This window comes from Runella salmonicolor (assembly GCF_024158025.1).
In the GTDB taxonomy this organism is placed as follows: domain Bacteria; phylum Bacteroidota; class Bacteroidia; order Cytophagales; family Spirosomataceae; genus Runella; species Runella salmonicolor.
Genome location: NZ_JAMZEL010000009.1, coordinates 1 through 16858 on the forward strand (window position 1 = coordinate 1; position 16858 = coordinate 16858).

Here is a 16858-nt window from a genome sequence, read left to right on the forward strand (position 1 = left end):
TTATCAAAGCCAGAGGCCACCCGGACCGACTGACTTCTTTACTGGATTACAGCGATTCTATGATCAATATCAAGGTTATTTACTCTCGAAAGAAATCACTAAAGATGTGTTGATACTTTAGGTGAGCATACAGGCACGCGAGGGGGCACATTTGGCATTGGGGGTGTATGCGTTTTTGAACAAGAGTCCTTCTTTGGCTATGCGATCAAACGCGGGTGTGTTGACCCATTTTCTACCGTAAGCACTCATATCAAGCCCCGCATCGTCGGCGACGATGTAGAGGATATTGGGCTTTTGGGCGAAGCCCGTAGTAGATGCACCTATGAAGGCGATTAACGAAAATAAAACGTTTTTTAACATGCTCTCATCAAGTTGAATACGCCAAAAAACGCTGACAAGGTGTCTGAATCTTGTCAGCGTGGATAAAAAATCAAGAAATGCTTAGTTCTTCTTTGGGGTCACTACTTATTTCAATTCCTTTCAGGGTTTTTTGTGCGGTATCTTCGCCAACCACAATCGTATATTTCCCATTTTCAAAAACCGAAGCCACAAAACTATCTCCTTTGCTTCTCATTATTTGGATTACTTCTTGGGTCGCTTCGTTGATGATTTTAACCAGTTGATTGGGCTGCTTAAATTTCAAGCGAGGCAAATAACCCATGGCACGCCGCCCGTCATTGTCGTGTTGGTTGATCGTGAAAGGCCAACCGGGAAAGGTGTTTTCGGGGGTATCTTTGTCCAAATCAGCCAAAAAACGAAAAGCTTCTATCTTGATGGTTCGCGCTTGGGTGTCAAAAGTAATCAACCCAAACCCAGAGGATTTCATTTGAGATAGCAAGTATCGATTTTTTTCCTTGCTAAAATCATCTTCAGGGTTGCCAACGGCATAGATGTAATTGTCGTTTCCGAAAATATCACGATAACAGCCCGTATTTGGCAGATTATGTGCAGGTCTGTTGGTAAATGGAATATTGACAGCATCGGGCTGGCCCCATCTTGGATACCCTGTGGAAATAGCGGGCGTGCAGAAAGTCCATCCGCTATCGCGGGGTTCGTCTATGCTGTATTGTACCAAAAAAGGTACGTGTTGGTCACCGTTGATATGAAATGCAGCGGCTTTTCGTATTACTTTTAGCACTTCATCACGTTGTTTTTTTGGCCATCCTCCAGAGTCCATATCGCCAAAAAAGTACTCTTTTTGAGGGCCGTGGTGCGTACCTACATTGGAGAACAAAGTTTGGCTCAACAGCACTTTCATATCAGCATCTTGCCAATCTTCTATCCATTTGTGGAGAAATTCCATTTGTAAGTCCCCAAAAAAAGACAAGCTGTCGGCCTCCAACTCGCCTTGCTTCATTCGTTCCGTAACATGGTCTATACGTCCAACGCCTTTGCGAATCATCTCAGGGCCAGATTTAAAGAGGCGGTCGCTCACGATGGCAAAGCTCACGCGGCCATATTGGAGACTGGTAAACCAATTGGTAATACCGGATTTCAGGGTGTCTTTGGTGTAGGGGTCGGGCAAATGTCCACACTGGGTTTTATTGACCACATTGACCATTTTGGGCGTTTGTACAAATCCGCCGTGGGCATCTTTTACTTTTTCCCATTTTTCAAAAGAGACCAATTCACCTGCTTCCCCCCACAAATTCCCCTGAAAAACATCGTGGTCGTCGGGGGTGCAGATGGTGGGGCGGTCGCGCATGATATTCCCAAAAGCCCAGCCAAACATGTACCATTTCCCCAAATAGCTAAGAATAGATTTATCTTCTGGGAAACGTTTGATGGGATAGCCTCCATTTTCCTCATAGAGTTGGTCGCCCGAGAAAAAGAGCATATCAGGGTTGATTTTTTCCAAATTTTCAACCAATGGCCTGTACGGAAATCCAAGGTGATTTTGACAAGTAAGCCCTCCAAACTTTAACGGTCGGCCTGTGGGTTCTTGTCTAATCGTACCAGGGTATTCCGCCAGTTCGCCATCCAACTTATAAAGTACTTTGTACGAAACCTCATTTTTCGTATCCCAGTTGTCAAGCACAAAATGGGCGGTGTAGGAATCGGTTTCGATGATAGCCGTCTGAACTTTTTCCCACGCATTATTTCTGAACAAATGTAGATCTACCTGTTGGCTGTCTTTCTTGCCTACGGGCGGCAATTGGGCCGTCATTTTTAGTTTTGAGCGCGAAATCGTGTACATTGTCCATAGTACTGGCCCAAAGCTATTGTGGGGGATATAGGCTACTTTTGAGCCCGACAGCTCCATTTTCGTCCACCAAAAAGTACTGCCGTTTTTTAGGTTGATGTTATTCTCAAGGGCGACATATCCTTCTAACTCTCTATCCAACACAAAGTTTAGGCTTGCTTTTTGACGTTTGTTATCTACGGCAGTCAGCGTGAGGGTAGTTTTGCCATTTCCGCTATGGCCTGTTATCTCCAAACTAAATTTTTGGAAATTGAAGGAGGCGGGCAACGCGACCTTTTCGTTGGCAATAAAGAGCTGATGGTTTAAATCAACCCCTGCTTGGATGCCTTTGCCCGTAAAGCAAGTCGCTTTTACATTGATAGGGTCGGTTAGGTCTTTGATGCCAATGCTAAAACCTACCGCCCCAACGCCCTTTTTTTCTTCCAAAAGGCCTAATTCAGCACTTAGTTTGAAGTCGCCGGCTTCCTTTTGAAGGAAATGCGTCAAAAGTTGGAGTCGAGCATTTTCTCTAACTCCCGAAAATTCCAGTCTTTTGTTTTTAATTTCCCAATCTTCCATTGGCACGCTCCAAAACGATTTTCCAATCCAAATCCTGTCGGTAAGGTCAGAAAACGACTGCTTGAATTGTACGTCTTTGGTAAAGACGAGCCCTTTCAGCATAGAATTATCAACTTTTAGCAACTGATTTATTTCGGGTGAAACGACGGGCAAGGTCAGCCCTAAATTTTGTATAAATTGTCTTCTATCTAATTTCATTGAAAGTGTTATTGATTTGGAAACTTGTTGTTTAGGTATAAAAAAGAGTTACGAGACCTTATGATTGGAGGCTGTAACTCTTTAAATGATGTGGATATATTCAATGAATGCTTATTTTAGCTTTGGATTGACGTTAACCTCCGACTGCGGAATGGGCCAGCGGTCGTCAATTCCTTTTCTAAAACTCTTAGAAGTGATATACCATCTGAACTTAGGGTCAAGTTTTTTTGAGGTTTTGGCGTAGAGTTGAGAATTGGGAAAAGGTGCGCCCCAAAAATCCCCCTTTAGCACCTCCGCCCCAATATCCCAGCGGAAAATATCCCAAAGACGAATGCCCTCAAAGGCTAATTCTATTCTGCGCTCGTTTCTAAGGATAGGTCGGAGCAAATTAGGATCTGTTACTTTGATTGGAGGCATCTTTACGGAGGCGCGCCCACGTACGGCATTGATGGTTTGGTCTAAAAGTGCTTGTGATATGGGTTTCCCTGCTTCTAATTCGGCCTCTAAATAGCTTAACAACACCTCGGCGTATCTTATGATGGGCATATTGCCGCCGTAATCTGTCATCAAACTGCCATTAAAATTTTCGTCAAAAAACTTACGCAAGCCATAACCCGTTCTGGTCGCTTGTTTTGAGTAGGTAAGTTGATCCAATGATTTGGTAGAATCAGGGTGACACACATACGTTTTTGAGCCAAATTTTGAGCCATCCCACAAGAGATTATAGCGAAATCGTGGGTCTCTGTTTTCACCCATATTTTTATAGTTGAACTTAGGACTATCATAAGACAGCGGGGTGCCATCGTCGAAACCGTAGGCATCGGCTATACTTCCTGTTGGGTTGACGATATGCCAACCCGAAGCCACCGCTGGGAAGGCATGTTGAGTGAGCGCATTGGAGGTTTCGCCAGGTACATACTGCATACTAAAAATATTCTCACTGCTGTTTTCATTGGCGGGGGTAAAGAGCGATTGATAGTCGGGGTCTATTTTGTTGGCACCCAAATCAATGATTTGTTTATAGGCAGCAGCGGCTTCGGTAAATTTCTTTTCTGCAAGATAGATTCTTCCCAAAAACGCCAGTGCGGCCTGTTTGCTGGCTCTGCCCGTTTCGTCGGCTTTGAGCGCACCAAACGAAGGAAGATTGGCGGCAGCTTGCGTCAATTCGTCAATCACAAATTTTACAACTTCACTCTTAGGGGCTTTGTCCACATTATTGGCTTTATCGGGCGTGAGTGTTTTCTTTACTAACGGAACAGCACCAAAATATTGAGATAAATAGAAGTATTGGGTAGCTCTGATGAACAAAGCCTCCGCTTTCATGCGGTCTATTTTGGCTTGTTCCATTTTAACCTTGTCTATGTTTTCCAAAAAGTCGTTGCAAATGGCAATTCGGCTGTAAGAGCCTGACCAATAGCCAAGTATTATGGCGTTGTCGGGCAGTAAAGTGCCATTTGTAAGCCTGTTTTGCATAGAATTGTCGCCACGGCGATCGTAAAGATTATCGGTGGCAAACTCTAAAAATACCAATCCGCAATAATTCCACCAGTCTGTAGGCACTACCTGCGTACCGTAGGTCATACTGCCTCTATACACACCCGTTAGGGCAATTTTGGCATTGGGTTCGGAAGTCCAAAAATTATCTTTGGCAAAAGCATTGCTGGGAAACTGTTCCAGTGCTTTTTCACAAGAAAATGAAATGGTCATCAGTAGTGTCAGTACTATGGCTTTACCGTAGTAAGACGTTTTTATGATAAGGTTATGTTTGAGATAGTTCATATCATTAAAATTTTAAATTGATACCAAAAGTGTAAGTTCTTAAAATAGGATAGTAGTCACCTCCCGTATTGATTTCGGGATCCCAACCTTGTCTAAAGCTGTTGAAAGAGAACATATTTTCTCCTGTGACATAGAGTTTTAGATTGTTCAGCCTCATCTTTTCAAGGATATTCTTAGGTACGTTGTATCCAAGTTGAACATTTTTAACTCTCAAGTAAGCCGCATTGATGACCCAAAAGTCTGAAGTTACGGTATTGGGCGTGCCGCTATTTGTCACCTCTTCCAATCTCGGATAGGCTGGATACCTTGTGGGTTGGTCGGGATTAAATCGGCCATCCATTTGCCATTTTTGGATATTGCCCAAGTTAAAAAACGCATAGCCAGCATAGCCCGTCAGCGTGCCTTTGACTCCAGCCACCCCTTGCATAAACACTGAAAGGTCAAAATTGCTGTATGAAAGTCCTAAATTAGCACCGAAGGTGTATTTTGGGATACGGCTTCCAAGGTAAGCTCGGTCGTAGATTGGATCTACTTTGCCATCTGGCATACCATTGGGGCCACTGATGTCTTTGTACCTGATGTCGCCTGCTTGTGGTCTTGGCGTAACGGCCGTTTGTACTGGCCACTCACTAATATCACTGGCATTTAAGAAAACACCGTCTGAAAGATACCCATAGTACATTTGCATGGGAAAGCCGATGAACAAATCTGAGCCATTGCCCACGTAGCCGTTGGGTTGGTTTACATTTCCAAGGCCCAAAGTCAACACCTTGTTGTTGATAATTGAAAAATTTCCATTGAAAAAATACTTCCAATTCCCTTTTTTACCTCGGTATCCCAAGTCAAATTCCCAGCCTGTGTTTTCAACAGCTCCTGTATTGGTTTCACTGATCCCTACACCCAATACGGTGGACACGCTCGAAGAAGGCCTAAAAAGAATATCTCTTGTGTTTCTGTTAAAGTAAGTAACATTCAGATTAAGGCTACCATTGAAAAAACTGGACTCTAAGCCTAAGTCATAGGTCTCTGTTGATTCCCACTTGATGTTGGGGTCACGATAGAGGGCATAAGCGGCCCCTGTACTTATAGTGTTACCAAAGGGATAGTTCCTGCCTGAATTTAGCACCTGTTGGTAAGGGTAATTTCCGATATTTTGGTTACCCAATACGCCCCATGAAGCCTTCAATTTCATATCGGTAATCCAAGTAATGGGTTTCATGAAAGCTTCTTCCGAAACTCGCCAACCCACCGCCGCCGACGGGAAAGTAGCGTATTTGTTTCCTGCAGGAAATCTCGAAGAACCGTCTCTGCGTATGGTAGCCTCAAATAGGTAGCGCTCATTGAAGCTGTATTTGGCTCTCGAAAAGAGCGATTGAATCGCCCAAGCATCGTCATAACCACCGACACGTTGATTGGTAAATCCGCCCATGTCCAACACTGTGTAGTCATTGCTCGGAAAATCTTGTCTATACCCATTAAAATAAGACTCATTTTGCTCTTCAAACGAATAACCCGCCAACAAACTAAAGCTGTGTTTATTGATTTCTTTGGCATATTCGCCGGTGTATTGCATGGTTTTGAAAATCACCTTATTGCTCGATTGGTTCAAATACGCTTGATTCTGAAACACATTGGCATTTAAGCGTTGTGAAGCCAAATAAGACCTTTGCTCAAACAACGAAAAATTATACCCGCCAATCGCCGATAGGGTCAGACCATTGATGGGTTTCCAATCCAACTTACTATTGATACCAAATCTTGAGTTAGGATTTATCAAATAGGAGTCGGAGGCAAGCCAGGAGACGGGTGTACCACCGCTTTCGGGCCCTACACCATAATCGCCGTTGGAGGCTTGTCCCACAAAAATTGATGGGTATCTAATGGCATTCTGAATGAGCTGATCTAAGAAACCTCCTCCTTTATTGGCGGTAGCTTGTGGCTCTTTACGGGTTTCTAATGCGCCAAATATCCGTGTGTTCAACTCGATTTTATTACTTAGCTTATTTTGTATCGTCAATCGCTGATTGTAGCGTGTGAAGCTATTTTTTGCAACAATTCCTTCCTGGTTCAAAAACCCACCTGACAGGTAAAAGCGGTTTTTATCGTTTCCGCCATTCAACGTAACAGTATGCGCTGTTTGTAAACCCGACCTTGAAAAAATTTCCTCTAAAAAACGGGTATTTGGAAAATTGTCTGGGTCGCTTTGATTGCGATATTTTTCAATCGTAGCAGGCGAAAAACTCTGACTTCCTGAGGCAATGTTGTACATGGCGGCGTAGTCGGCAGAATTGACAAAATCAGGAAAAGCAGTGGCATCATTGAAACCCACATAGCCATCATAACTTACAGATAGCTTGTCGGATGTGCCATTTTTAGTGGTAATCAAAATAACGCCATTGGCAGATCTTGCTCCGTAAATTGCGGCAGAAGAAGCATCTTTTAAAACAGAAATGGTTTTGATATCATTTGGGTTGATGTCGTTCATCGTTCCTGCAATTCCATCTATCAAAACAAGTACATCGGGCGTAGCCCCAAAAGAGCCCACTCCTCTCACCCGAATTTGCCCCCCACTTGCCCCTGGGCGTCCTGTATTTTGAATCACAGTGACTCCTGGCATTTGTCCTGTGATGGCCTGAGATGCCTGCGTAACAGGGCGGTTGTCAATATCTTTCGAAGAAATCTGTGATACAGAGCCGATTACGTTTACTTTTTTTTGCGTACCGTAACCCACCACCACCACTTCTTCAAGGGCTTTGTTATCTACTTTCAGGCTTACATTTAGCTGGGTTTGGTTTCCTACCACTATTTCTTGTGACAAATAACCCACAAACGAAAACACGAGTACAGCATCAGCATTGGCCACGTCGACTTTATATTTACCATTGGCGTCGGTCGTTGTGCCGCGTTGCGTACCCTTCACCAAAATACTCACGCCTGGCAGCCCTGAGCCGCTTTCATCGGTGACGCTCCCTGTGATGGCAATGTCGGTTATTTCAGCTCTTTCTGTGGGTTCATGTATGTTTGGGGAGATTGCCCCCACACTCTCTTTTTCTTTTTTAAGCAAAATTCGGTTATCGCTCACCACATAACTCACCGCTAAGGGTTTCAATAACTCTTTCAATACTAAGTCTAAGCGTTGGTTACTAACTTTTATTTTTACCTTTTGGGTAATGTTGATGGCACTTGAACTATAAATAAATCGAACTTTGGCTTGCTTCTCAATCAGGTTAAGCACCTTTTTTATTTCAACTCCGTTGATGTCCAAAGATAGTGGCTGGTTTAGCACATCTTGCGCTTTGGACGTATGGGCCGACGAAATCCCACAGCAGAAAATAACAAACAGAATCTGTTGAAATGACATTTTCATAATAGTCCAAACTTGCGTTTGAATCTGTAAATTTTTGTACATAACTTGTGAAAGTTTTTAGGTTTTAGGGATCTTTTAACTGGGTGTGCTTTTTGTTTTGACGAACAAAGCCCAAATTGACGTTTGAGCGTGGTACACAGCAAGCCGATAATGTTGACGCAGTGTCGGCTTGTTTACATTTTAGATTATGCCATAGGCAGTAAATGCTGGGTTAAGGGGTTCATTAATATTGAATGAGCTACCTACTTACTGGCAGCCACTTCCTTGAATAAAGACGGTTGTACCGCGCACTTCGTATTTGGCACTGATAGAGGCGCATACGAAGTCCAACTGCTTATACATGGAGAGTCCGTTCAAATCGCCTGTGAATGCGCAAGCGTTGAGTACAGGATTGGCCACCACAATTTCTACTCCATATACCTTTTGTATAAGCGCCAATACCGTTTCAATGCTTGCTTCTTCAAATTGAAAGTCTGCGGAAGCAATATCAGCAACAATAACTTGAGGGGTGTCCACAATCTCTTGTCGAATGGTTTTTAATTCATTATCAAAGAGTGCTTTTTGATTGGGCGTTAATATCACACCGTGGAATTTCTTAGACAGTTCAGGCTCTTTTGCATAGACCGAAACCCGCCCTGTTTTTACGGACACCTCAATCATTTTTCCGTTAGGCTGTGGGCTAATGCGAAAACTTGTACCAAGCACTTCGGTTACTAAATTGCCCGATTGGACTAAAAAAGGTATCTTTTCATTACGTTTCACTTGAAAAAATGCTTCACCTTTCAGATACACGGTTCGGGTTTGTTGATTATAGTTTTCGTCGGTAATGATGCTGGCATTTTTTGCAAGAATCACAATACTACTGTCGGGCAGTACCACCTTTTGTTGCGAACTATCAATGTTTTTGGTCTCAATACCGTGCGTAGGCTGGCTGGCAAGCCCTGGGGATGTAGGGTTTATGAATACAAAATACCCAATGGCCAAAGCAACACAGGCAGCAGCCACTCCCGACCAAATCCATTTTAAATGCGGCCTTATTTGGGATTGCGATAGGGGCATAGCATTGGTCTGAATGCGTTGCCAAAGTCGGTTATCTATTGCTTGAAGTTCTGAGTTGCTTTCAAAAATTGCCTTGTCGTCGTGGTGGTTAAAGTGCAAATTCGCCCATTTTTCCATCAAAGCGATTTCGGTGGGAGAGCAATCGCCCTTCATAAATTTATCGGAGAGTATATCAAACTCATGCTTTGTCATCAGGACGAAATTTTAATTATCTGAATGAAAATCCTGCAAGTATAGTCGCAACATTTTCAAAGATTTAGTGATGTGGTATTCTACGGCTTTTTCGGTCAAATCCATTTGGGAAGCAATTTTCTTGACAGGGAGCTCTTCTATTTTACTCATCTTGAAAATTGTGGCGGTTTTTTCGGGCATTTTCTTCAAGGCTTGCTCGATAGCCTTCGACAATTCATTGACATTGAAAATCTCGTTGGTATCTATTTTCTCATACACCTCATGTAAAATCTGGTATTCGCGGTACTTGCGAAGGTTGATTTGGGATTTGATGAATTTGTTGGTCAAATTGCGGGCTGCGATAAAGAAATATACTTTCAGATTTTGAATTTGAGATTGTTGGCGATTTTGCCAGAGGCTCAACATCAAATCATGCACAATTTCTTCGGCTTCCTCCTTTGAACCCAGCTGTTGATACACAAATCCGTAGAGCTGACGCCAATACCTCCGATAGATTACTTCAAAGGCTTTCGCATCATCTTTTTTCAGAAAATCAATCAATATGTCATCAGTTAGATGAGGGTAGTGCATCTGTCAACTATCGTTCAATTTTGTTTAAGGTTCGCTTTCATCGCCAAATCCCTAAAATAATTTCTATTTTTATTTTAAATAATACCAAAACACCCAAGAATAGCGCATTGAGGGCAATAAAAAAAACAAGACAGACGAAGTAATGAATATCGCCTATCTTGTTTTCAATTCGCTACTTTATGTTATGAAAGTGCATCCGGTAGATATGTTTTCGCGCACGCACCATGTAGAGAATGTGGTGCTGTTGGAGAAGAAGTAGCTATGCCACAGTCGCTCGCAAGATGGGCGCGACTGTGGCGTTTTTTTACTTGCAAAAGTTCCGCAAACACTGAAAAAAGGGATGCGGCGACACGATAACGCCTATTCTGAAAATTGAGGCTTTAATACATTCCCGTTTTTATCCATTGGGTACAAAGCTCCTTCATTTTCCAGTTGTTTACACATGAGGTCGAATATTTGTCTGAGCTTTTTGGGCATTGTTGGAGCCAGATTATTTTGTTCGTAAGGGTCTGTTGAGAGATTAAATAGTTCAAATTGGGTATGAGCGGGGTTCAATTCAGGAAAATAATGATAGACAAGTTTCCATTCACCATTACGATAACTTGTAAAATATTTGCTTCGATGGTCATGCGGAAAGTGCATGAGGAATGTTGCGGGTTTTGAAACATTAGGCTTTCCCGCCAGATTGGCAGCCAATGAGAAGCCATCTATTGGATATTCTTTTGGTTTTTTTATGCTCAATAGATCTAAAATAGTAGGATAAATATCCATGATTGTTCCCAGTTGGGGTTGTACAGCGGCTTGCTTGATCGGCATTTTTTTCTGCCATTGATTGTTGGATTGAGGTTTGGCCCAAGCGGCAATAAAAGGGATTCGCATTCCACCTTCGTAGTGTGTTCCTTTTTTGCCCCGAAGTGGTGCAGAACTCGAAACCTCATGCGTAGGGCCAAGCGGTGCATCAGAGCCGTTGTCACCCAAAAATAAGATAAGGGTATTTTGAGCAATTCCTAATTTTTCTAACTCATCCATTATCTGACCTAATGAGTGATCTATTCCTTCAACCATGCTGGCAAACTTTTGGGCATCTTCACTCATTTTGTCCGTAGCATAATGTTCTTTAAAAGCGGGGTCAAAAGTAAAAGGGGTATGTACTGCATAATGGGCCATTTGCAAGAAAAAGGGCTTTTTGTTGGCTACCGCCTTGTCTATTTCCTTTTTGGCTTCGATGGTTAGGGCATCCGTTAAAAAAGTATCGGTTTGATGGTATTTTTCTAAATGGGGTACTTGTTGCCTTATGTTTCCATTGTTCAATTTTTGGGCGTAATTATCTTTCCCCAAATAGCTACCAGGATGCCCTATGGCTGTGCCGCCTATATTGATATTGTACCCCAAATTCAATGGATTTTCTGCTACAGACCCAAAAGGACCAAAGTGCGCTTTGCCTACATAGATGGTTTCATAACCTTGTTTTTGAAGCAACATGGGTAAGGTTGCTGTGTCTGTCTTTTCGAATCCTTTCCAGTTCCAGTCTTTTGGCCCAAAATCACCTCGGTTGTTTTCGTCAGGATTTATCCATTGGGTAGTTTTGTGGCGAGCGGCGTTTTGGCCTGTTATGAGACTTGCACGCGAGGGAGAACACACACTTTGGGCATAAAATGTAGAAAAACGTGTACCCAAAGACGCTAATCTTTCCATGTTGGGTGTTCGATACCATTTGTTTAAAGGGTGGCTTTTAGGCTTGCCTTTGGCGTCAGTAAGGAAAGGAACGGAAGTGTCCATGAGGCCCATGTCATCTACCAAAAAGACAATGATATTTGGCTGGGTAGGACTTTGAGACAGGGAAGTAGTTACGGCCAAGAAATAAAAACTACACAAAAAGGAAATTCTTGACAAGCTTGAAAACATACGAAGAAGGCTTTATGTAAGTTGGAGAAATTGGTTTTCTTAATTCATTTCAAAAAAGGTCATTTAAACTATAAATGACCTTTTTTGAACTCTAATCTTAAACAAAATTTAGTAGCCGTCATTTTGTTTAAGATTAGGATTTGCATCTATTTCGGCTTGTGGAAGAGGATAAAGCACATGAAAAGGTTTGGCGTTTTTACCTCTTTCTAAAGCACTTGAAATAAACCTACCCATTCTGATTAAATCTTCTCTACGCTTTCCTTCTGTAAAAAACTCCCAAGCCCTTTCTTTCAGAAGATGCTCCCGCAATGCTTCTTTTGTGGGAAAACTACTTAAAGTGATGTTTGGAACATTGGCTCGTTTTCTGATTTGATTTATTAAATCTATAGATATTTGATTGGGGCCTGATATTTCATTGAGTGCTTCGGCTCGGCTCAATAAAATATCTGCATAACGAATGACAGGAATGTCGTTTCCGTTGTTCTCTGATACGGCATTGGGATCTGGAATGTATTTGAAGCTCCGTGCATTGTCTAATGGTTTTCCATTGGCATCTTCAACGAGTTTTAATTTTGCCCCTTTGGTATCGGTATATTCAAGCAACATCATTTTAAAACGCCGATCATTCGGATCAAAAGATTTAATGAAGGATGTGTAAGTTCTGAATTGTGCACCATAATTTATCCAATTGGTTTGAATTGGATAGTTGGGAGGAAATGCATGGGGCATATACGTATTAGAATAACCTGCTTGTGCTACACAAGGATACACAAAGATAAATTCGTTATTGTTTTCATTATCAACAGAGAAAAGGGTCTCGATGGAAGGGAATAACTGGTATTTTCCTAAAGCAATGATTTCTTGGGCAGCATCTGCACTTTTTTGCCACTGCTTTGTATTCAAGTAAAATTTACACAAAACAGCCAGTGCCGTACCTTTATCTGCTTTGCCTCGTGCATTTGCTTTTACAGGCAGAAATTTGGCCGCTTCGCTGAGTTCTTTTGCAACAAACTCATTGAATTCTGTATCGTTTGGTCGAGTTAGTTGGAAGTCAGTTGTTTTAGTTGTTAATAAGAGCGGTACTGCCCCAAAATAGCGGTGCAAGTGCGTATATGCCTCCGCCCGTATAAACCTCGCTTCTGATTTGTAAAGATCTAATTTTGCGGGAGAAATAGAGGTAATATTGTCGATATTATCCAACAAAACGTTAGCATTTCGGATAGCGCGGTACATACGTGCCCAGATAGAAAGGAGAAAAGGAGAAGAGGCATCCCATTGAAAATTGATGTAGGGTAAGGCATCTTTTTCAAATTGGCCTCCGCTTTCCAGTGTAATATCCGTCGGGAATTCTGAAAGGGTAAATTGATCTTCTCGCATCCCGCCCCCGGACTGTACTTGCAGCTGGCTATATGCACCCACCAATACATTCTGGATACCAGTTTCATTTTTCAAAAACTCTTCCGGCGCGTACTGTGTATATACTTCTTCCTTCAAAAAATTATCGCAACTTGACCCAACAAACAGTAGGCCGCCAAAGATTATCAACTTAAGATATGTATATTTCATTTTCTTTTTCTGTTAAATGTTTGTGTACTCAAAAACCAATGTTTGCCCCCAATCGAAGGGTTTTATTGAGAGGATAGTTGTTGTAACTAGCTCTTTCTATACCTGTTCCAGAGGCATTGGCATCGGGGTCAAAGCCTTGAAAGTCGGTAATTGTCAATAGGTTGTCGGCAGCAACATAGACGGATAATGAACGCAAAAATTTCTTTTTGGGCAAAGAAAAATCGTACGAAAGGGTGATGTTTTTCATTCGTACAAAAGAAGCATCAGTCACGGTAAGACTATTTACGGCCAATGCCCCCCCGTAGGAACTTGGATTGACGCCCGAAGGATATTGGGCGGTAGGGTTGCTTGGAGTCCATCTGTCAAGGTAATGAACCGCAATACGATTACGTTCAAAATTGACAGGGTAGAGTGATTCAACAATATTGTTATCCATTGTTTTAATGCCATCCACCGCCGTCATTAATACGTTAAGATTAAATCCTTTGAATGAAAAGTTATTGCTAAAACCTGCCGTGATATTAGGAAACGGACTGCCAAGAATGGTTCGATCATTGGGGTCTATTTTGCCATCGTTGTTTTGGTCTACAAACCTTGGGTGACCTGGCTTGGCATTGGGTTGGGCAGAGCCAGTAATTTCCCCAGTATTTTGGAATATGCCATTTGTTTCATATCCATAGTAAGCCCTCATGGGATAGCCTACTTTTACAATGGCATAGTTGGCCGTGAAACCTACCCCTCCCGTAATAATTTGTGGAATGTAATCGGGTAGCTCTTTGACTTCATTTTTAAGGGTTGACAAAGTAAAGGTAGTACTCCACTTAAATTTATTGACCAAGTTGTTGGTTTGAAGTGTCAAGTCAACGCCTTTGTTGAGCACTTTCCCGAAATTCACTCGAATACTTCCAAAGCCAGAGATATTTGGTAGCGGCTTGTTAAACAATTGGTCACGGGTTGTTTTGCGGTAATATTCAAGTGAGCCACTGATACGTCCGTTTAGTACACTAAAATCCAATCCCAGGTCTATTTCTTCGGTTGTTTCCCATCTTAAATCAGGATTAGGAATTCTAGCGGGTTCTACACCTTGTACTAAACCATCGCCAAATACGGCTCTACCACCTGCAATAAAAGTCTGCAAAGTTTCAAAATTTCCGATGGCTTGATTACCACTTTGGCCATAGCTTGCTCTGAGTTTTAGCTCATTAAAAACATTGACTGCCTTCATAAAAGGCTCTTCAGAAATCCGCCATCCTACAGCCAGCGACGGAAAAATAGCATATTTTTGTTGTTGAGAGAACCGGGAAGTACCATCTGTTCTGATAGAAGCTGTGAGTAAGTACTTATCCTTGAATGTGTAGTTAAACCTTCCGAGATAGGAGTTAAGTTTATTGACGGAATGGCCGCTACTGATATTGTCTCCTTTGTCGCCATCTCCGCTTTGTAGAAGGTCGGTGAGGGTTGCATCCGACAAAAAGCCCCTCGAAGATGCCCCAAGTGAGAGTGAATTAAATTTTTCGAGAGTGGCTCCGAGAACCACCGATAATTGGTGATTTTGGGCAATTACTTTATTGTAGGTGGTATAAAACTCTCCAAGCCAATGTAGGTTTTCGCCTGACGACACGCTCCCAATACCTCCTGATGATAACCCTTTTTGTGTTAATCGGCTTGTGTAATTATCATTTCTTGTATTTTGGATATCTCCCCCAAACCGCAAGGTGGCAGTCCAGCCTTTTAAAAGGGTATAATCGGCAGATAAGACCCCAAAAGTACGATTGTCAGCCTCTCGTTGGTTTGTACCATAGAGTAGTGCTAAAGGATTCTCCAAAGAGATGAGTGGATTAAACGAGTATTGTCCGTTTTCATTTATTTCTGCCGATATGGTAGGATCAAACTGTAATGCAGCATTGATAGGCCCCGCGTTTTCATTCCCCGAATTGGTTGTCAGAATCGTTTGTGTTATGGCCCTGTTTGTATTAATATTTAAACCAAGCTTTAGGTTTTTGATGGGATTGAGTTCATAGTTCAAACGGATGTTGTATTTTTTTAAGTTAGAGCCTATTACCACACCATCTTGATTTAAATAGTTGAGGCCAATATAATACCTTGATTTTTCGGAGCCCCCAGAAAAGGAGAGCTGATGATTCTGAGCAAGTGCATTTCTGAAGATGGCATCCTGCCAATCAGTACCTTGGCCAATGGCAGTGATTTGGTCTTGTGTGAATTTGGGTGCACTACCTGATTCTAACGAAATATCGTTTAATACCTTCATGTACTGCTGGGTACTCAACAAATCCATTTTTTTAGCTACACTTTGTACACCAAAATAGGTACTATAATTCATGGTAGGAGCGTCACTTTTCCCTTTCTTGGTAGTGATAAGAACCACCCCGTTGGCAGCTCTTGAACCGTAAATAGCAGCAGCGGAAGCATCTTTCAAGACCTGGATAGATTCTATATCTTCGGGGCTAATCGAAGAAGCTGTAGCCCCTGGTAAACCATCAATTACAATGAGTGCATCATTGCTACTGTTGATTGAACCCGCCCCCCTGATACGAATACTTATTGCCCCACCAGGTGCTGAACTACTTTGGCTGATTTGCACGCCAGCTGCCCTTCCATTGAGCAATTGTAAAGCTGAGTTATTAACTCCCTGTGTGAAATCTTTCTCACTGATTGATGCTACAGAGCCCGTCAAATCACTTTTTTTCTGGGTACCATATCCCACCACCACTACTTCTTGTAAGGCTTTGGTATCTGTAAGTAGTGAAACATTCATTTGAACTTTGTTGCCAACAACCAGTTCTTGCGAAAGATACCCTACAAACGAAAATACCAAAATCGCTTTTTCGTCAGGCACGTCTATTTTGTATTTTCCACTGGCATCGGTCGTTGTGCCTTTTTGAGTTCCTTTCACCAAAATACTCACGCCAGGCAATCCTCCCCCGCTTTCATCAGTTACGGTTCCCGTAACGGTTTGGTCTAATTTAGGGTCGAGGGTAGTTGGAACGGGCTTGGGTTCGGCTTCTTCGGGTAGGTTGCCCAAAATACGTCGCATCAAAACAATCTTGTTGGCTTTGATGACTTGGTAGCTGATTTGTCGCGGGGTGAGAATACGCTGCAATACCGACTCTAAGGTTTCGTCTTTGATGTCAATGGTCAGCTTTTCGTCGTTGGCGAGTACTCCTTTTTGGTAAGAAAAAACAACGTTCGATTTTCGCTCAATGCTTTTGAGCACAGATTTGAGGTCTGTATTTTTCAAATTGAGCGTAATTTTTTCCTGAAGCCGTTCTTGGCCAAAGGTATTCTCCGCAAAACTGAGGGTAGTCAGCAGACAAACGAGCAGCAACGGGGTGAGGGTGATTTTCATAAGGTAGAAAATCTCTTTTCTGGTAAAGAAATTTGACATAGATTTGATTGTTTTTGTTTTGGAAAAGGCAAGACACGAAAACGCGGTGCTTCGT

9 protein-coding genes are annotated in these 16858 nt (G+C 42.3%); all 9 read right to left on the reverse strand.

What is annotated here, in order from left to right:
* Window positions 1-117: 117 nt before the first annotated feature.
* The 9 genes from NCI00_RS19415 to NCI00_RS19455 all read right to left on the reverse strand — a co-directional run bounded on the left by NCI00_RS19415 (window position 118) and on the right by NCI00_RS19455 (window position 16803).
* A complete protein-coding gene (locus NCI00_RS19415) occupies window positions 118-360 on the reverse strand; it encodes a sulfatase-like hydrolase/transferase (protein ID WP_253530321.1) in 243 nt (80 codons plus the stop codon).
* Between the two features lie 70 nt (window positions 361-430).
* Window positions 431-2959, reverse strand: a complete 2529-nt coding sequence (locus NCI00_RS19420; RefSeq protein ID WP_253530323.1) for an alkaline phosphatase D family protein — start codon at window positions 2957-2959, stop codon at window positions 431-433.
* Between the two features lie 111 nt (window positions 2960-3070).
* Window positions 3071-4738 carry a RagB/SusD family nutrient uptake outer membrane protein gene (locus NCI00_RS19425; RefSeq protein ID WP_253530325.1) on the reverse strand — a complete coding sequence of 556 codons (1668 nt, stop codon included), beginning with the start codon at window positions 4736-4738 and terminating at the stop codon, window positions 3071-3073.
* Window positions 4739-4742: 4 nt separating this feature from the next.
* Complete coding sequence (locus tag NCI00_RS19430) at window positions 4743-8147, reverse strand: TonB-dependent receptor (protein ID WP_253530327.1); 3405 nt, start codon at window positions 8145-8147, stop codon at window positions 4743-4745.
* A gap of 204 nt (window positions 8148-8351) precedes the next feature.
* Window positions 8352-9356 carry a FecR family protein gene (locus NCI00_RS19435; RefSeq protein WP_253530329.1) on the reverse strand — a complete coding sequence of 335 codons (1005 nt, stop codon included), beginning with the start codon at window positions 9354-9356 and terminating at the stop codon, window positions 8352-8354.
* Between the two features lie 12 nt (window positions 9357-9368).
* Window positions 9369-9926 carry a sigma-70 family RNA polymerase sigma factor gene (locus NCI00_RS19440; RefSeq protein ID WP_253530332.1) on the reverse strand — a complete coding sequence of 186 codons (558 nt, stop codon included), beginning with the start codon at window positions 9924-9926 and terminating at the stop codon, window positions 9369-9371.
* Window positions 9927-10286: 360 nt separating this feature from the next.
* Entirely contained in the window at window positions 10287-11831 is a 1545-nt protein-coding gene (locus tag NCI00_RS19445; protein WP_253530334.1) for a sulfatase, read from the reverse strand.
* Between the two features lie 108 nt (window positions 11832-11939).
* Window positions 11940-13397 carry a RagB/SusD family nutrient uptake outer membrane protein gene (locus NCI00_RS19450; RefSeq protein WP_253530336.1) on the reverse strand — a complete coding sequence of 486 codons (1458 nt, stop codon included), beginning with the start codon at window positions 13395-13397 and terminating at the stop codon, window positions 11940-11942.
* Between the two features lie 28 nt (window positions 13398-13425).
* Window positions 13426-16803 (reverse strand): SusC/RagA family TonB-linked outer membrane protein, encoded by a 3378-nt coding sequence (locus NCI00_RS19455; protein WP_253530338.1) that lies wholly within the window; start codon window positions 16801-16803, stop codon window positions 13426-13428.
* Between the last annotated feature and the right edge of the window lie 55 nt (window positions 16804-16858).